Origin of the sequence: Micromonospora sp. GCM10011541, from assembly GCF_042650725.1 — a bacterium.
Taxonomy (GTDB): Bacteria; Actinomycetota; Actinomycetes; order Mycobacteriales; family Micromonosporaceae; genus Micromonospora; species Micromonospora sicca.
The window spans coordinates 484,791-501,780 of the sequence record NZ_JBHSBP010000055.1; the positions used below are offsets into that span (position 1 = coordinate 484,791).

Genomic DNA, 16,990 nt, shown 5'->3' on the forward strand with positions numbered 1-16,990 from the left:
AATGGTCAACCGACAGGCTGGTGCCCAGCCTGCCGGCCGCCACGGTCGGCCCGCCGACGCGGAGGGACCAGACATGTTGCTGAGAGTTCGGGTGACCCTGCCGGACCGACCCGGGACGCTCGGCCAGGTGGCCCGCACACTCGGCGTGTCCGGCGCCGACATCGTCCAGGTGGTGGTGCTGGAGCGGCTCGGCGGCCGGGCGGTCGACGACTTCACGGTGGTCTGGCCGGGAGCGGCGCGGGTGGAACGCCTCCTCGCCGGCCTGGCCGCGATCCCCGGCGTCAAGGTGGACGGGGTGTGGCGGGCGATCGGCGCGCCCACCACCACCGGGCAGGACGCCGAACTACTCGCCCAGGTCGCCGCGAACCCGGCCGACGGGGTGGCCACCCTGGTGGACGCGGTGCCCGGGCTGCTCGCCGCCGACTGGGCGGTGGCCGCCGTCGTACCGCTGGACTGGGCCTCGCGCAGCGGCGCGGCCGGCGAGGCGACGGTGGGGCACGCGAGCTGGCGGGCGCCGGAACCGCCGCGGCTGCCGGAGGTGACCCCGCTGCGGGCCCGCGCGATGACCACCGCGGCCGGCGACCACTACGCGGTCGCGCCGTTCGGGCGCGCCGGCCTGGTGCTGGTGGTGGCGCGCGACCGCATCGAGCCCCTCGCGGCCGCCGCGTTCCACTCCACCGAGGTGGACCGGCTGGCCCAGCTGGTCCGGGCCAGCGCGGTGATCCTCGGCGACCGCCTCGACCTGGTCGGCGCTCCGCCGGTGACCAGCGTCACCTGACCGGTCCGGGCCTGTCACCGTCGGGCAACGGCAGCGCAACAGCTGGGCGGCAGGGTCTTGTGGTGAGGAAGGGAGCAGACATGACGCTATGGCGGATCCGAGCCACCGTGGACGACCGGCCCGGCTACCTGTCGGTGCTCACGGCGAGCCTCGCGCTGCGCGGGGTCAACATCCTCACCGTGCAGGTGCACACCACCGAGGTGGGCGCCGTCGACGACTTTCTCGTCGACGCGCCCGACCAGCTGACCGAGGCGGACCTGCTGGCCGCGGTCGAGCGGGGGCGGGGTCGGGACTGCTGGGTGGCGCGCAGCGAGGCGCGCGGCCTGGCCGACCAGCCCACCCGGGTGCTCGGCCTGGCCACCCGGCTGGTCCGCGACCCGGACGCGACCGGGGAGGCGCTGCGCACCCTGCTCGGCGCGGACGCGGTGACCTGGCGTCCGGTGCCGGTCGGCGCCCGGCCCGGGATCGGCGCGGCGACGATGCTGCTCGCCGACCCGGCCGGCGGGTCGTTCGAGCTGCGCCGGGCCGCGCCCCGCTTCACCCCGGCCGAGTACGCCCGGGCGCAGACGCTCGTCGAGCTGGCCGGCACGGTGGCCCGCCGGGCGGCGGACCAGGTCACCCTGCTCCTGCCCGACGGGACGGAGCTGTCGGTCCGGCCGGCGACCGGGGACGACCTGCCGGGTGTGGTGGAGCTGCACCGGGCCTGCTCGGCGCGCAGCCGGCAGCGCCGGTACCTGGGTGGCGCCCCGTGCCCGCCGGCGTCCCGGCTGCGCCGGCTGCTCGAACCGGCGCGGGGGATCACCCTCCTCGCGACCCGCGCCGGCTCCGGCGGGGAGGCGGAGTCGGTCGTCGCGATGGCGAACCTCCTCGCGGAGGGGGACGAGGCCGAGGCGGCGCTGCTGGTCGGGGACGACTGGCAGCGGCGGGGCATCGGCACGGCGCTGCTGCGCCGCCTGGTCGGGCACGCCGAGCGGGCCGGGTACGTGGCCGTGGTGCTGCTCGTCCAGGCGGAGAACGCGCCGATGCAGCGGACCCTGGCCCGGCTGGGCCGCCCGGCCCCGGTGGAGCGGGACGGGTCGCTGCTGACCGCGACGGTGCCGCTGGTGGCCGGCGTGACGGCACGGTCCGGGTGAGCTGAAGGGAGCGCCGGCGTCGGGCGGTGCGCCCGGCGCCGGCGGGACGGCCGACCTCCGGTGCGGAGGCGGTGAAACGGCAGGGCCCCTGGTGCGGGGGCCCTGCCCATGTCCGGGGTGACTCAGGTGGCCGGGTAGCTGCTGTAGTCGGGGAATTGTCCCAGCACAGTGATACCGTCCGGGCCATGCCAACACCCCCGAAAACCTGCTCACTCTACCTGCGGATATCGGTATCGAAAGATGAGTCCGACTCGCTGGAGCGCCAGGAACGCGACCTGCGCCGCCTCGCGCTCGACGAGGGCTACACCGTTGTAGCCACCCACGTCGACGACGGGTTGTCTGGCGCGCTCTCCGCGCGTCCCGCGTTCCTCGCGTGGCTTGACGACGCCGCGGCCGGCCGCGCCGGTGCCCTGCTCGCGTGGCGATTCGACCGGATCTCCCGCGAAGGGCTACCCGCCGTCGCCCGGCTGCTGGAGGTCCTCAAGGCGTCCGGCGGCCGAATGCTGACCTACGGCGACCGGATGGACAGCGACTCGCACGCCTTCCGCATCACCGCCGCCGTGCTGTCCGAGGTCGCCTACACCGAGCGCGAGACGTTGAAGGCCCGCGTGCTCTCGCGCCAAGCCAACGACCGCCGCAAGGGCTGGTGGACCCGCGAACGGCCCTTCGGCTACGTCGTCCAAGATCACCGCCTCGTGCGGCACCCCGACGAGGCACCGATCGTCCGCGAGCTGGTGCGCCGAGCCATGACCGGCGACTCGCTACGCGCCCTCGCGAAGTGGCTCGACGCGGAGGGCGTGCCGACGCCGAAGGCCGCCAAGGGCTACAAGCGGCCCGACAAGCCCGCCCGCAACGGCCGCACCTACACCGGCCCGCCGACCTGGCAGCTCCAGTCCGTCCGCGTCATCCTGCGTAACCCGGCGCTGGCTGGCTGGCTGCCGAACGAAGGTCTCCCCGTACGCGGCGAGGACGGCGAGTTGATCGTCGTCGCCAACGATCCGATCCTCAGCCCCGGCGAGTGGCACGGCCTACAAACGGCGCTCAACGCCCGCTCGGCGCTCAACGCCGACGGCCGCCGCAGGCCGGCCGTAGGTGCTGCCCCGGCGCACGAGCTGAGCCGGCTTCTGCGGTGCGAATGCGGCGGCGCGATGACGTTCCAGCGCGGCGGGCGAGGCCAGCGGAAGAAGGGCGCGGACGCGTTCAAGTGCGTACGTAGCTCGCAGGGCGCGAGCCCGTGTCCGGGTAACTACGTCAACGCCCCCGCGATTACCGCCGAGGTGTCGTCGCGCGTCGCTCGCCGCGTCGCCGCGCTGGAGCCCGGCTCGCCCGAGTTCCAGGCGGTCGCCGCCCGCTGGCTCCGCGAGCAAGACCCGGTCGACGACGCCGAGCGACGGGCCGCCGTCGCCGCGATCGCGAACGCGGAGGCCGCCGTCGCCGACCTCGAAGCCGCACGGTACGAGCGGGGCGAGTTCGTCGGCGTCAACGGCATCGCGCGATGGACGGCGCTTTACGAGCGAGCGACGGCGCGTCTCGCCGCTGCGACTGCCGCCGCTCCCGAGGCGGACCACGTGGTCGACGTCGGTGGGTTGCTCGACGCGTTCCAGCTATTGGAGTCGCTCGACGGCGGCACCGCCGAGGACCGGCGGGCGCTGTACCTGCTCACCTTCGACGTCGTCACGATCCTGCGGGACCGTGCGCTACCGCCGAAGGCGCGCTTCCGCGTTCGCTGGGCGGGCGAGGACGAGTCCGCCGACGCCTGACCCAGGCCCACCAACAAGGCACGCCCCGGCGAGCGATTGCAGCGCTGCCGAGGCCCTAACGGAACTCTGGAGGTTCCGCTTTGTCCGAGCCTACCCACCGACCGACCCGCGCCGAGCGGGCCGAGTCCGTCGTCCTCGTGGCGATCCTCCTCGTGGTCGGCCTCGCCGCTGGCGCAGCCTCGTTTACACACGTCCACGACTGGACCATGACCAACAGCCCCGCCGGTACGCCGGACTGGTTCGGCTGGGCTAACGCGTGCATATCCGAGCTCGTCCCGGTCGCCGCCCTCCTCGACATCCGCCGCCGTCGCCGCGCCAGCAAGGCCGCCGGTTACCCGCGCGCTGCTTGTCGCCGCCGCCGGTCTGTCGCTCTCGGCCCAGCTCGCCGTCGCGAAGCCGGGCCTATCCGGCGGCATCCTGTCGGCCGTTCCGGCGCTGGCCTTTATGGCGCTGGTCAAGCTCGTCTTCTCGTCGGCCCCGGCCTCCCAGCCAAGGTCTGGCGACCCTGGGTCTGCTTGTCGGTATCTTCTCGGGGTTGCCGGCCTGGTCCTCAAGTAGACCAGCCCGGTGAGGAGTAACGGTTAGCACAGTGTGTGGACGAGTGGATACGCTTGGCGGCCGTGACCTATCGCCAGATCGTCCCGCTGCCCGTGCGACGGCACTTCCGTGAGCTCGCCGCTCAAACCTCTGTGCTGCGCTTGATCACGGGCATGTGGGAGGACCAAGGCTTCGTCCCCTCTGGCGACCCAAACAACGAAGCAGGCGACCGGCGCACGCTGTGGCACGAGTACGAGGACAACGTCGATTGGGTCGACCCTGCGCACGTGGCGAGAGTGCTCAGGGTCTACGAAACGCTGCTCGATGGGCTAGCCGACGGCGTGATCGACGCTGCGCGCAAGTTCCTAGAGCGCCAGGGGTTCGACCTGGACTCGGACGGCAGAATCAAGCCGAAGGCGGACAGCTTCGCCGCCGCCGCGGCGAGGTTGCCCCGATCCTTCGGCGCACTGCGCGACCCGACCATGATCTTGGACTCGTTCGACAGGATCGACCGGGCGCTACCGACGGACCCGGCGCAGGCGATCGGCTCCGCGAAGGAACTGGTCGAGGCGACCGCCAAGACTGTCCTCATTGAGCTCGGCGTGCCGTTCGAAGACAAGACGGCGAAGTTGCCGGCGTTGATCGACCTCGCACAGCGGGCGCTGCTCCTGCACCCGCAAACGCAGGTGCCAGGACCGGATGGAAGCAACGCGGTGAAACGCATCCTCGGCGGCTTGATGAGCGTCGCGATGGGCCTCGGCGAGCTGCGGAATGAAGGCTGGGGGACTGGACACGCTCCAGCAGCGCCGCGCGCCGGCCTGCGTCCGCGTCACGCGCACCTGGCGGTCGGCGCGGCCCATACCTGGTGTCAGCTCATCCTCGACACCCTGGCCGACCCGGCCGCGCCCTGGCGGAAGCACGCAACCAACGGCCTACCCTCGGGCTCGACGACTTGACGCGGCTGAGGGCGCCGGGCGAGGCGGGCGAGCGCCTAGCCCCGACCTCTGGCTCCGTGCTGGTCGGGGGCTTTTGGCGTTTACGCGCCTACGAGCGCTACGTGGAGGAGACGTGGTCTCGGCCGCCAGAGGGCGAGGCCGCAGGCCGTGACGAGGCCACTACGTCAGAAGCGTCGGCTTGTCGAGGAGCGTTCGGAAGTCCTCCACCAGATCGACGAACTCTCGGGCCTGCTCCTCCGTCCCCTTAGCCTCGTAGGACAACATGCCAAGCGGGAAGAGCCGCTCAAAAACAAGTGCCGCGCCGGGGTTGACTAGGCCACGTGCCTTCGCTCTCGCCAACATCTTCCGAAGCCCCCGAAGATCCTCAAAACCCTCGCCTGGAAGATGCGATTCGAAGGCGTACCGTGCGGCCTCCCAGGCAAACGCGATCGCCAAGGGCGGACGCTCGTTGACGAGGGATCGCGCGATGGTAAGGAGCTCTTCAACCTTTGACGGCTGGTCGTCGTCGCTGGCGTCCGACACAGCCTCGACAGCTTCGATGGTGGCTCTGACCTCCTCCGCGGCCTTTTCCCATTCAACCTCAAGAGGGCCTGCTCTGAGCCGGCGGAGATTGTCGCCGAGCAGTTCGGCAACACGGCGGCGGTACATGACGAGGACCACGACGACGACCGCCGGCCACACGAGGGCCTGAACCATCGCGACCACGAATTGACGCCAGTTCACGAAATCTCTCCGGTCACCCGCGCGACTGTAGCGGGGTAGCGCCGGCTGCGAGCGAAGGCCGACGGCGGCGCCAGCCGTCGTACCCCTCGTAAAGCCACTTCTCGCGCCCGTTCGCCCCGGTCCCTGGTGCTACCCAGGGCCGGGACGTTCGGCGTTTCTAGGGCCTCTTCCGGCACCTAGTCCGGGTCGTGCTCGCTCGCCTCGGCCGATCCGGACGCACCCTGACGGATGACGGACGCTTGCCTAAACGGTCAGACGTTTGGCGGTAGTGCCGTCCAGTCTTGGAAGTTACCGTAGAGCCGGCCGTCCCCGCCGACGGTGACCGCGTGCACGAGCAGGTCGCCGCCGACGAAGGCGCCCTTCCAGGAGGCGCCCCGGCCGCCGAACGGCTCCTCCCGGTCGCCCCGGGAGCGGGGCTTGTTGATGCCCACCTTGAACGCCTGGAGGTCGACCGCGAGTTTCGCCGCCTCGTCGGTGTCGTCGCAGGCCAGCGACGCCACGAGCGCGCCGTTGGAGGCGTTCATCGCGGCCAACAGCTCGTCGGTGGTGTCCACCACGACGATGGTGTCGACCGGGCCGAACGGCTCGGCGTGCATCAGCCCGGACCGCCCGGGCGGGGCGAGCAGCACCGCCGGGGCCACGTACGCCGAGGTGTCCTGCCCGTCGAGGAACGGCGCGCCGTCCAGCTTGCCGCGGTGCAGCGGCACCGCGCCGCCGCGTACCGCCTCGTCGACCTTGCGGCGCAGCTCCTCGGCCTTGGCGGCGCTGATCAGCGGGCCGAAGTCCAGCTCGGGCAGCGGGTCGCCGGCCGACCAGTCGGCGCCGACGGCGAGCGGATGTCCGAACCGGACGGAGCGGACGACCGGCAGGTACATGTCGAGGAACTCGTCGACCAGGTCGCGCTGGACCACGAACCGGGGGTACGCGGTGCAGCGCTGCTTGCCGTACTCGAAGCCCTTCTTCAGGTGCGCGGCGAGCAGGTCCCATTGGGAGAAGTTCCAGATGCCCCAGGCGTTGAGGCCCTCCTGTTCGATGAAGTGGCGCTTGTCGGAGTCGAGCAGCGCGGCGGCCACCTTGCCGCCGTTGGAGCGGCCGCCGACGAAGGCGACCGCGCCGATCTCCGGCGCCCGGACGAGCACCTCGGACAGCTCTTCGCCGCCGCCGGAGACGAGCGTGGCGGGGAGGCCGGCCCGGCGCATGAGGGCGTGCGCGACGGTGAGGCAGACCGCGCCGCCCTGGGACGGGGTCTTGGCGATGACCGCGTTGCCGGCGAGCAGCTGCACCAGCTCGGCGTGGACCAGCACGCTCATCGGGTAGTTCCAGGAGGCGATGTTGCTGACCGGCCCGGGCAGCGGCTCCCGGCCGTCGGCGAGCATCCGGTCGATCTCGCCGACGTACCAGCGGACGCCGTCGAGGGCGCGGTCCACGTCGGCGCAGGCCAGCCGCCACGGCTTGCCGATCTCCCAGACCAGCAGCAGGGCGAGCAGGTCGCGGTGCGCGGTGAGCGCGTCCAGCGCGTCGGTGACCCGGGCCTTGCGGTCGGCGAGCGGGGTCTGCGCCCACTCCCGGTGCGCGGCGGCGGCGTGGGCGACCGCCGCGCGGGCCGTGTCGGCGTCGAGCCGGGCGAGGTTGACCAGGACCGTGTTGTCGACGGGGGTGCGGACGGGGGTGGGTGCCCCGACCGCCCGCCAGTCGCCCTGGACCAGGTTGTGCAGGGTGGTGACGCCGTCGGCCGGGGCCCCGAAGGCCTCCGGCGTGGCGGCCACCGCGCGGGCGAGGGTGTCGGACCAGGCGGTGCCGTCGGCGAGTCTGAGAGCCATCGCGTTTCTCCTCAGGGTGGACCGGGGGAGCGGCGGCGTCGATGGCACCGCTGGTGTCGGGTACTGTCCCGCGCCGTCGAGCGCGGCGGCAACCGTACGCTCGTATGCCAGGACACCAGGTCCGCCGTGCGGCGCCGCTCGCGAATTCTCGCGACCGTCGAACATCGGCTCTGACCTGGGGGTACGCCTCAAAGGAATAGAAGGCTGCCGATTATGTGATACATCTCCGGGCGACGTCGACCGGGTTACCCGTCAGTACGGATCAAGGCCGGATCGGGTTCAACGAACGCCGGCCGGTCGGAGCGCCGCGACTGCCTCGTCGGTGGAGCAGACCGTGCCGAGCCGGCGGAAGACGTAGTCGACGGCGAACTCGTGCGCGTACGCGTCCAGTCCGGACATCGCGTCGTGCGGGAAGACCACGCGGTAGCCGATCTCCTCGGCCACCCGGGCGGTCTGCTCGACGCCGAAGTTGGTGACCAGCCCGGCGACGACCAGCGTGTCGACGCCCCGCGCACGCAGGGCATCGTCCAGCCCGGTCTCGTGGAAGGCGCCCCAGCTGTGCTTGACGATCTCCAGGTCGCCGGGTCGTGGTACGGCCTCGGGAACCAGTTCGCTCCCGGCCGGCTGCGGGTCGGGACCAGGACGTTCGACCCGGACCACCACGCCGGTGGCGCCGGTGGCGCGGGCGGCGTCGGCGAGGGCGACCGAGCGGGCCACCACGTCGGCGCCGGTGTGCGGGGCGGTGGGCAGGTCCACGATGCGCCGTTGCAGGTCGATCAGGACGACGGCGGTCCGGTGCGGGTCGAGCGCGTCCACGCCATGATCGTATCGGTTGAGGTGCTGCTCAGCCGCCTACGGCTGGCGGCGGTGGTGGGAGGGAGCAGCCCCACCCGCCCGGGCTGCCGCGCACGAGCCGGGCTGCCGCGGACGAGCCGGGCTGCGGCACCAGGGCCGGGCTCCCCGGGAAAGCGCCGACCGGCCGCCGGACCGAGGTCCGACGGCCGGTCGCTGCCGACGCGTGGGTCAGCTGGTGAAGGTGATCTTGTCGCGGCGACGGCGGAGCACCATCAACGCGACGCCGCCACCGATCAGCACGAGGCCGGTCAGCGCGATGCTGGTCGCGGCCACGCCCGTGAGCGGCAGGCCGCCCTCGGTGCCGGTGCCTCCACCGCTGCCGCCGCCCGCCGAGCCCGACGGGTTCGCGGACGGGTCCTCCGACGGGTTGTCGGATCCGCCCGGCGTCGGGGTCGGCGACTCGCTCGACTCGCACGGCTTCAGCCAGAAGACCTTGTGCTTGTCGTCGAACGCCTTGCCGTCGGTCAGGTCCACGTCGAGCTTGATGTGGTAACCCTGCTGCGGATGCAGCGTCAGCCCGGCCAGGTCCAGGTCCTTGGCGGAGAGCTTGATGACCTCGTCGTGGTCGTTCTCCGCGCCGGAGGCCGGGTCGTTGCTGATCAGCACATTGCTCTTCGACCAGACGACCTTGTCCTTCGGGCTGCTCGACGGCGGCTGCGCCCAGAGGGTGATGTTCGCCTTCTGGCTCTCGTCGAAGTTGAAGAACTCCAGCTCGAAGTCGCAGGTGACGTGCGGCTGGTTGTCGACCTCGTCCTCGAACGGAGCGCCGTCGATCTTTACGGTGCCGTTGTCGCCGGGCGGGTTGTGCGGGTTGCCCGTGGCCCAGGCCGGAGCGGCGAAGGCGAGGCAGGCCGTGGCGGCGGCTGCGGTGAGGGCCGCGCGCGCCACGTGCCGACGCTGTGGCATGAAAAATCCTCCAGGATGTGGTGAGGGGACGGCACATGATCCCATGCGGCGCGCCGGATGGCTATATCGGACGGTCGGCCTGAGCTGGGAAGATGTTGCCGCCGGGAGGGCGAGATCCGGCAAGATCGAGCCGATTTCAGCGCGTGTCGATGTAACACAAAAGCGGCCCTTTGCGCCCGGGCCTCTCGGACCGGCGTCGTATTCAGCAACCAGTGACCACCGCGTTACCCGGCCGCCTGGCACCAGACCCCTGCCCGCCGCGCGCCGCGACCAACACCGCACGGCCGAGATCACCGGCTGGGCGGCCGCCTCCAGCACCGGACACGCCCCCCCGGCACGGGCGTCTCCCGAGATCTTGGACAGTTGCCGTTCGCCACGAACGGCAACTGTCCAAGATCGAGGGCGTTCTGCGCGCGCCGCCCTCGGGCGGGGGGTCGCGGGAAAGCGCTGGCCGGTTCGGCGGCCGCCCCGTTAGCCTGCGCCGATGCTGGAGCTCATCGCCCCCACCACCCGCCTGCACCGGTCCTGGCTGGCCGCCCGGGACGACTGGGGCAGCGGTGTCCACCAGGACGGCAGCGGGTTGCAACCCGGCGACGACGTCGACTCGCCGGCCGGGTTCGCGGCCTGGGTGCGCTCGCTCCGCGAGCAGGCCGACGAGTCCCGGCCGCTGCCGGAGGGTTGGGTCCCGGCGGTGTACTGGTGGATCGTCGAGGGGGACGAGGTCCTCGGCGCCGTCTCGTTGCGGCTGCGCCTGAACGACTTCCTGCTGCGCGCGGGTGGACACATCGGCTACGGCGTGCGCCCGTCCGCCCGGCGGCGCGGGGCGGCGACGTTCGCGCTGGGGGAGGTGCTGGCCGAGGCGGGGCGGCGCGGGATCGGCCAGGCCCTGGTCACCTGTGCCGACGACAACGTGCCGTCGGCCCGGACCATCGAGCGGCACGGCGGCGTGCTCGAGGACGTCCGGGACACGGAGCTGGGCCGGACCCGGCGCTACTGGATCCGGACGCGGTGACCCGCCACCCCGTGGCCCACCCCGTCGGCCGGTTGCCGGTCACGTCGACCGGCAACCGGTCACGACCAGGCTGGCTAGGCTCGACCCATGCGGGCCCGGGGGCGCAGCGACACCGTGGTCTTCGTCGTCTACGACCGGGTGCGGCTGCTCGACGTCACCGGGCCGCTGGAGGTGCTCACCGTCGCCAACGAGCACGGCGGTTCGTACCGGCCGCTGCTCGCCTCGCCCGACGGCCGGGACGTGGTGAGCAGCGCCGGCGCCCGGCTCGGGGTCGACCTGGCGCTGCCCGACGTGCCCGGCCCGGTGGGCACCCTGGTCGTGCCCGGCGCGCCGGACTGGCAGGCCGCCGCGGGGGACCGGGCGCTGCTCGACCACATCCGCCGGCTCGCCGCCGAGTCCGACCGGACCGCCTCGGTCTGCGCCGGGGCCTTCCCCCTCGCCGCCACCGGCCTGCTGGACGGCCGCCGGGTGACCACGCACTGGGACCTCGCCGACCAGCTCGCCGCGCAGTTCCCGAAGCTGACCGTCGACCCGGACCCGATCTTCATCGCCGACGGCCGGATCATCACCTCGGCCGGGATCACCGCCGGCATCGACCTGACCCTGGCGCTGGTCGAGGCGGATTTCGGCCCGGAGACGGCCCGCGCGGTGGCCCGGCACCTGGTGGTCTTCATGCAGCGCCCCGGCGGGCAGTCCCAGTTCAGCGTCCGCACCAACACCGCGAGCACCCGCAACGACCTGCTGCGCCGGGTGCTGGACACGGTGGCCGCGGACCCGGCCCGGCCGTACGACCTGGCCGGCCTGGCGGCGCTGGCCGGGGTGAGCGCGCGGCACCTGGGCCGGCTGTTCCGCAGCGAGCTGGGCATCACCCCGGGGGTGTACCTCGACCGGGTCCGGGTCGAGGCGGCGCAGGACCTGCTGGAGCGGGGCGACGACACCCTCGACGTGGTGGCCCGTCGGGTCGGCTTCGGCTCCCCGGAGACGATGCGCCGGGCCTTCCTCCGCGAGCGCGGCGTCACCCCCGGCGCCTACCGCTCCCGCTTCCGCACCACCGGCATCAACCCCACCCCCTGAACCCCGCCCGACCCGGGACCTGTCCTGGCCGGCGGGGGAGCGGCCGGACGACAGGTCCCGGATCGACGCCGGGGTCAGCGGCGCAGGGCGGCCACGGGCTCCGGGGCTTCGGCGGGGACGGTGTCGCGCTGGCGGAGTGCGACCAGGCCGGCGGCGGCCAGCAGCGCGACGGAGAGCCAGAGCCCCACCGCGACGCCACCGGAGTCCGACAGCGCGCCCGAGATCAGCGGGCCGACCGCCTGACCGACCGAGAACGCCACGGTCAGCAGGGCGATGCCGGCGGTCCAGCCGCCGGCCGGCAGGGCCCGCCGGGCGAGCACGGTGGCCGCCGTCGGGCCGGCCATGAACGAGCTGCCGAAGATCGCGGCCGACAGCAGCGCCGCGGGCAGCCCGGCCGGCAGCAGCAGCACCGGCAGCACGCCGACCAGCACCAGCGCCGAGACCAGCGCGGGCGCCCGGCCGCCGGGCAGCCGCCCGACCACCCGCCCCCACACGGCCAGCGTGGCCACCGCCGAGGCGAGACCCAGCACCACGAAGAAGGTGGCGATGCCCGGGGTGCCGAGACCCTGGTCGCGCAGGAGCGCGATGACGAAGGTCATGTAGCTGACGTAGCCGGCGCCGAAGAGGACGTACCAGGCGAACGTCGGGGCGAGTCGGGCCAGGTCCGCCCGGGGCAGCCCGGCGCCGGTCGGCGCGGCCGCCGCCGGGACCCGCCGGACGGCGAGCAGCGCCGGCCCGACCGCGAGCACGGCCACCACACCGAGCAGCAGCCAGCCGGCCCGCCACCCGGCGTCCCCGGCCACGGCGAGCGCCGCCGGCACCAGCAGCCCGGAGAGCACCACACCGATGCCCACCCCGGTCATGTAGAGGGCGACCAGCAGCGCGGCCCGGCGCTGGCCACCGCCGGTGGCGACCCGGGCGGCGAGCGCCGAACCGAGCACGAAGGAGACCGCCGTGGCCAGGCCGCCGACGAACCGCAGCAGGCTCAGCACCGGATAGTCCGCGGTGGTCGCGGTGAGCAGCAGGGCGAGCGCGCTGACCGCGAGGGCGCCCGCGAAGGCGGCCCGGTCGCCGAGCCGGCGGGCCCAGAGCACGGCCGTCCCGGCGCCGATCACGTAGCCGGCGGCGTTCGCGGTGTTCAGGCCGCCGGCCTGGGCGTACGTCCAGTGCAGGTCACCGCGCATGGCGGGCAGCAGCAGGGCGTACGCGAAGCGGGTGAAGCCGAGCGCGACGATCGGGCCGGCGGCCAGGCCGAGCGCGATCAGCGTCTCGCGCCGCCGTGGATTCGGGGACATGGTTCCTCCTCGGTCGGCGGGCTCGTCGGCCCGCTGTCAGGTGGAACCGGCAGGGGTGGAGCCGCGATGGCCGTCCGGATGGACAGGTCACCCTCGGATCGGGACACCGACGTGCGCCGGGTGCCGTCCCGACCGAGAGGTTTGGTCGCGATCGTCCGCCGCTCGACGTGCGGGTAGGTCGCCGGGATTCGGGGCAATGCACCGTCGTGGCGGAACTGCTGACGGTGGGACACGGCGCGGCCGACCGCGAGCGGCTGGGGGCGTTGCTGGCCGCGGCGGAGATCGCCCTGGTGGTGGACGTGCGGCGCTACCCGGCCAGCCGCACCAATCCAGACGTCCGGCGCGAGGAACTGGCCCGCTGGCTGCCGGAGCGGGGCATCGGCTACCGCTGGGAGGTGCGGCTCGGCGGACGCCGGCACGTCCCGGCCGGGGAGCCGGAGCCGGACACCTGGTGGACCGTCCCGGCTTTCCGGGCGTACGCCGCCTACACCCGAACCGCCGGGTTCGACGCCGCGTTGGACGGGGTGCTCGCCGACGCGGCGGCCCGGACCACGGCGGTGATGTGCAGCGAGAGCGTGTGGTGGCGCTGCCACCGCCGGCTGATCGCCGACGTCGCGGTGCTCGGCCGCGGTGCCTCGGTGACCCATCTCATGCCCGATGGCCGGCTCAGTCCACACCGCCCGGCCGAGGGCGCCCGCCGCCAGCCCGACGGCCACCTGCTCTGGGACCGGTGAGGCCGGGAGTGCGATGGTCCGCCGGGCGCCCGACCCGCCAGCCTCGCCGCATGCCGGAGCTGATCGCGCCCACCGCCGGCCTGCACACCGCCTGGCTGGCCGCCCGCTACGACTGGGGCCGCGGCGTCCACCAGGACGGCAGCGGGCTGCGGCGGTCCGGCGCTGCGCGGGCCGCCCCCGCTGCGTCAGTCGGGCAGTTCGTCGGCGAGGAGGTCCATCAGGAGGGCGTCGTGCCAGCGGCCGTCGGCGCCGCGCTCGTACCGGCGCATGATGCCGACCGGGCGGAAGCCCGCCTTCGCGTACGCGCGGATCGCCGCGGTGTTCGCCGCCGCCGGGTCGACGGTGAACCGGTGGTGCCCGTGCTCGTCGACCAGGTGCCGGGCCAGGGTGCGGATCGCGTCCCCGCCGAGGCCGGTGCCGCGTACCGCCGGGTCGAGGAAGATGTCCATCGCGGCGTGGCGGTAGTCCGGGTCGGGCTCGGCGTACCACTGGATCGCGCCGACCACCCGGCCGTCGTGCTCGATCGCGTACACGGTCAGGTCGTCGTCGGCCAGGTCGGCGCGGACGGCCTCGGCCAGGTCGTCGCCGCCGCGCCACCAGTGGCGTACCTCCGGGGTGGCCCGGATCGCCGCGAGGACCGGAACGTCCGCGTCCGTCGCCGGTCGCAGCGTCACCGCCCGCCCCCGCAGCATCGGGCTCAGCCCCGGATCTCGCCGTGCTCGACGCAGACCGCCGACCAGCCGACCGGCAGCACCTGCACCTTCATCCGGCGCCGGCAGTGCGCGCAGTAGCGCGGCGGCTCCAGCGCCCGGGCCGCCGCGCACGCCTGGTGGGGACCCGCGGCGGCGGACTCACCGCAGCGGTCGCACCACAGGTCGGCTGCCGTCGGCCCCACAAGCTCGGTCACCGTCGACCTCACAGCGTCGCGGAGAGCGCCTTGACCGGCATCTTCAGGTCGTCCAGCAGCGCGAGGTCGTCGGTCGCCGGCCGGCCCAGGGTGGTCAGGTAGTTGCCGACGATCACCGCGTTGATGCCGCCCAGCAGGCCGTCGCGGGTGCCCAGGTCGCCGAGGGTGATCTCGCGGCCGCCCGCGTACCGGAGGATGGTCCGCGGCATGGCCAGCCGGAACGCGGCGATGGCCCGCAGCGCGTCCTTGCCCTCCACCACCGGGCGGTCGCCGAGCGGCGTGCCCGGCCGGGGGTTGAGGAAGTTCAGCGGGACCTCGTGCGGGTCCAGCTCGGCGAGCTGCGCGGCGAACTCGGCGCGCTGCTCGACGGTCTCGCCGAGGCCGAGGATGCCGCCGCAGCAGACCTCCATGCCGGACTCCCGGACCATCTTCAGCGTCTCCCAGCGCTCCTCCCAGGAGTGCGTGGTGACCACGTTCGGGAAGTAGGAGCGGCAGGTCTCCAGGTTGTGGTTGTAGCGGTGCACACCCATGTCGACCAGCTCGTCGACCTGCTCCTGGGTGAGCATGCCCAGGGAGGCGGCGACCTGGATGTCGACCTCCGCCTTGATGGCGGCGACGCCCTCGCGCATCTGCTTCATCAGCCGGGCGTCCGGGCCGCGCACGGCGGCCACGATGCAGAACTCCGTCGCCCCGGTCTTCGCGGTCTGCTTCGCCGCCTCGACCAGCGACGGGATGTCCAGCCAGACCGAGCGGACCGGCGAGGTGAACAGCCCCGACTGCGAGCAGAAGTGGCAGTCCTCCGGGCAGCCGCCGGTCTTCAGCGAGACGATGCCCTCGACCTCGACCTCCGGGCCGCACCAGCGCATCCGCACCTCGTGAGCGAGCTGGAGGGCGGCGGGGATGTCTTCGTCCGGCAGGTTCAGCACGGCGAGGACACCGGCCTCGTCGAGGCCGACGCCGTTCTCCAGCACCTGGGTCCGGGCCTGGTCGAGGATCTCTGGCATGGCTCGTACCCTACAAGGCCGCCCGACGGGGGAGAACCGCCCTGGCCCGGCGTTCGAGCCGGGCACCAGGGGCGTCGGAGCAGCCCGGCGGAGCGGCCGCCGCCACGCCGGGGCCGGTCGGCCGGGTGGTAACTTCGCCCGGCGGGAGCGCCCATCGGCGCGGCGGACGAGGGGAGTGACGGTGGCGGACTGGCTGGCGGCGCTCGACCGTCGCGCCGAGCTGAGGGCCCGGGCGGGACTCACCCGCACGCTGCGCCCGCGCGCCGCCGGCGACGCCGTGGTCGACCTGGCCGGCAACGACTACCTCGGCCTGGCGACCCACCCCGAGGTCACCGCCGCCGCCGCGCGAGCGTTGTCCGGGTACGGGCTGGGGGCCACCGGGTCGCGTCTGGTGCGCGGCTCCACCGACGCCCACCACGCCCTCGAGGACACCCTCGCCGACTGGCTCGGCACCGACCGGGCGTTGGTCTTCTCCTCCGGCTACCTGGCCAACCTCGCGGCCGTCCGCGGCGTCGTCGGGCCGCGTACGCTGCTCGTCTCCGACGCCCACAACCACGCCTCGCTGATCGACGGCTGCCGGATCTCCGGCGCGGAGACCGTGGTCACCCCGCACGCCGACGTCGACGCGGTGGCCGCCGCGCTGGCCGCCGCTCCCGGCCGGCCCGCCGTGGTGGTCACCGAGTCGGTCTTCTCCGTCGACGGCGACCTGGCCCCGCTGGCCGCGCTGCACGCCGTCGCCCGGCGGCACGGCGCGCTGCTGCTGGTCGACGACGCGCACGCGCTCGGCGTGACCGGCCCGGCCGGCGCCGGCGCGGTGGCCGCCGCGGGCCTGTCCGGCGAGCCGGACGTGGTGGTCACCGCCACCCTGTCCAAGGCGCTCGGCGGCGCCGGCGGGGTGGTCGCCGGCCCGGCCGAGTTCGTCCGTCACCTGGTGGAGACGGGCCGCACGTTCATCTTCGACACCGCGCTGCCCCCGGCGGTGGCCGCCGGGGTCGCCGCCGCCGCGCGGCTGGCCCGGGCCGGTGACGACCTGCGCGCCGAGCTGGCCGACCGGGCCGCGCTCGCGGTGCGCCGGCTCGACGCGGCCGCGCTGACCGTCTCCGCCCCCGACGCCGCGGTGGTCTCGGTGACCGCGCCGAGCCCGGAGGCGGCGACCGCCTGGGCGGCGGACTGCCGCGACCGCGGCGTCGCGGTGGGCTGCTTCCGGCCGCCGTCCACCCCGGACAGCCGCTCCCGGCTCCGGCTCACCATCAGCGCCGGCGTGGCCCGCGCGGACTACGAACGGGCGCTGGACGTCATCGTGGCGTGTGCACCCGTGAGCGCGAGGAGTGAGCCGGGTTTGCGAGCCCCGCAGTCGCGAACCGAGGTGGCACTGTGAGCGCGAGGAGTGAGCCGGTTTTGCGAGCCCCGCAGTCGCGAACCGAGGTGGCACTGTGAGCGCGAGGAGTGAGCCGGTTTTGCGAGCCCCGCAGTCGCGAACCGAGGTGGCACTGTGA

Annotated in this window: 16 protein-coding genes and 1 pseudogene; 9 read left to right on the forward strand and 8 right to left on the reverse strand. The window is 73.7% G+C overall.

Annotated elements, in window-relative coordinates:
• Nucleotides 1–73: 73 nt before the first annotated feature.
• The 5 genes and pseudogenes from ACFOYX_RS24310 to ACFOYX_RS24330 all read left to right on the forward strand — a co-directional run bounded on the left by ACFOYX_RS24310 (nucleotide 74) and on the right by ACFOYX_RS24330 (nucleotide 5,164).
• A complete protein-coding gene (locus ACFOYX_RS24310; protein WP_109802987.1) occupies nucleotides 74–778 on the forward strand; it encodes an amino acid-binding protein in 705 nt (234 codons plus the stop codon).
• A gap of 80 nt (nucleotides 779–858) precedes the next feature.
• A complete protein-coding gene (locus tag ACFOYX_RS24315; RefSeq protein WP_322442850.1) occupies nucleotides 859–1,911 on the forward strand; it encodes a GNAT family N-acetyltransferase in 1,053 nt (350 codons plus the stop codon).
• A 185-nt stretch (nucleotides 1,912–2,096) separates the two neighbouring features.
• Nucleotides 2,097–3,671 carry a recombinase family protein gene (locus ACFOYX_RS24320; protein ID WP_322475066.1) on the forward strand — a complete coding sequence of 525 codons (1,575 nt, stop codon included), beginning with the start codon at nucleotides 2,097–2,099 and terminating at the stop codon, nucleotides 3,669–3,671.
• An 80-nt stretch (nucleotides 3,672–3,751) separates the two neighbouring features.
• Nucleotides 3,752–4,178, forward strand: a pseudogene (locus tag ACFOYX_RS24325) (DUF2637 domain-containing protein); the annotation flags it as partial.
• A gap of 113 nt (nucleotides 4,179–4,291) precedes the next feature.
• On the forward strand, nucleotides 4,292–5,164 hold the full coding sequence (locus tag ACFOYX_RS24330; protein ID WP_322442848.1) for an abortive infection family protein: 873 nt from the start codon (nucleotides 4,292–4,294) through the stop codon (nucleotides 5,162–5,164).
• 159 nt (nucleotides 5,165–5,323) lie between these two features.
• Here ACFOYX_RS24330 and ACFOYX_RS24335 read toward each other — a convergent pair whose 3' ends face one another.
• The 4 genes from ACFOYX_RS24335 to ACFOYX_RS24350 form a co-directional block, all read right to left on the reverse strand.
• Complete coding sequence (locus ACFOYX_RS24335; protein WP_322442847.1) at nucleotides 5,324–5,869, reverse strand: hypothetical protein; 546 nt, start codon at nucleotides 5,867–5,869, stop codon at nucleotides 5,324–5,326.
• Between the two features lie 269 nt (nucleotides 5,870–6,138).
• On the reverse strand, nucleotides 6,139–7,707 hold the full coding sequence (locus ACFOYX_RS24340) for an aldehyde dehydrogenase family protein (protein ID WP_322442846.1): 1,569 nt from the start codon (nucleotides 7,705–7,707) through the stop codon (nucleotides 6,139–6,141).
• 279 nt (nucleotides 7,708–7,986) lie between these two features.
• Nucleotides 7,987–8,523 (reverse strand): isochorismatase family protein, encoded by a 537-nt coding sequence (locus ACFOYX_RS24345; protein WP_322442845.1) that lies wholly within the window; start codon nucleotides 8,521–8,523, stop codon nucleotides 7,987–7,989.
• A gap of 207 nt (nucleotides 8,524–8,730) precedes the next feature.
• The gene (locus ACFOYX_RS24350; RefSeq protein WP_322442844.1) at nucleotides 8,731–9,468 is read right to left on the reverse strand and encodes an LPXTG cell wall anchor domain-containing protein; all 738 of its coding nucleotides are present in this window, start codon (nucleotides 9,466–9,468) and stop codon (nucleotides 8,731–8,733) included.
• A gap of 484 nt (nucleotides 9,469–9,952) precedes the next feature.
• Here ACFOYX_RS24350 and ACFOYX_RS24355 point away from each other — a divergent pair, with 484 nt between their 5' ends.
• Together ACFOYX_RS24355 and ACFOYX_RS24360 are read left to right on the forward strand one after the other, a co-directional pair.
• Nucleotides 9,953–10,480: a GNAT family N-acetyltransferase gene (locus ACFOYX_RS24355; RefSeq protein WP_322442843.1), complete on the forward strand. Its 528-nt coding sequence runs from the start codon at nucleotides 9,953–9,955 to the stop codon at nucleotides 10,478–10,480.
• An 87-nt stretch (nucleotides 10,481–10,567) separates the two neighbouring features.
• Nucleotides 10,568–11,554, forward strand: coding sequence for a GlxA family transcriptional regulator (locus ACFOYX_RS24360; protein ID WP_322442842.1), 987 nt, complete (start codon nucleotides 10,568–10,570; stop codon nucleotides 11,552–11,554).
• 74 nt (nucleotides 11,555–11,628) lie between these two features.
• On the opposite strand, the gene ACFOYX_RS24365 is transcribed toward ACFOYX_RS24360, so the two are convergent.
• A complete protein-coding gene (locus ACFOYX_RS24365; RefSeq protein WP_322442841.1) occupies nucleotides 11,629–12,849 on the reverse strand; it encodes a YbfB/YjiJ family MFS transporter in 1,221 nt (406 codons plus the stop codon).
• Between the two features lie 206 nt (nucleotides 12,850–13,055).
• Between ACFOYX_RS24365 and ACFOYX_RS24370 the strand changes: the two genes are divergently transcribed.
• Nucleotides 13,056–13,583 carry a DUF488 domain-containing protein gene (locus ACFOYX_RS24370; protein WP_322442840.1) on the forward strand — a complete coding sequence of 176 codons (528 nt, stop codon included), beginning with the start codon at nucleotides 13,056–13,058 and terminating at the stop codon, nucleotides 13,581–13,583.
• Between the two features lie 185 nt (nucleotides 13,584–13,768).
• Here ACFOYX_RS24370 and ACFOYX_RS24375 read toward each other — a convergent pair whose 3' ends face one another.
• Genes ACFOYX_RS24375 through bioB form a run of 3 tightly spaced genes read right to left on the reverse strand, consistent with a single transcriptional unit; the run spans nucleotide 13,769 to nucleotide 15,494 of the window.
• Complete coding sequence (locus ACFOYX_RS24375; RefSeq protein WP_322442839.1) at nucleotides 13,769–14,275, reverse strand: GNAT family protein; 507 nt, start codon at nucleotides 14,273–14,275, stop codon at nucleotides 13,769–13,771.
• A 5-nt stretch (nucleotides 14,276–14,280) separates the two neighbouring features.
• Entirely contained in the window at nucleotides 14,281–14,490 is a 210-nt protein-coding gene (locus tag ACFOYX_RS24380) for a hypothetical protein (protein WP_322442838.1), read from the reverse strand.
• A gap of 8 nt (nucleotides 14,491–14,498) precedes the next feature.
• Entirely contained in the window at nucleotides 14,499–15,494 is a 996-nt protein-coding gene (bioB, locus tag ACFOYX_RS24385; protein ID WP_322442837.1) for a biotin synthase BioB, read from the reverse strand.
• A 181-nt stretch (nucleotides 15,495–15,675) separates the two neighbouring features.
• On the opposite strand from bioB, the gene ACFOYX_RS24390 reads away from it, so the two are divergent.
• The gene (locus ACFOYX_RS24390; protein WP_322442836.1) at nucleotides 15,676–16,872 is read left to right on the forward strand and encodes an 8-amino-7-oxononanoate synthase; all 1,197 of its coding nucleotides are present in this window, start codon (nucleotides 15,676–15,678) and stop codon (nucleotides 16,870–16,872) included.
• The last annotated feature ends 118 nt before the right edge of the window (nucleotides 16,873–16,990 follow it).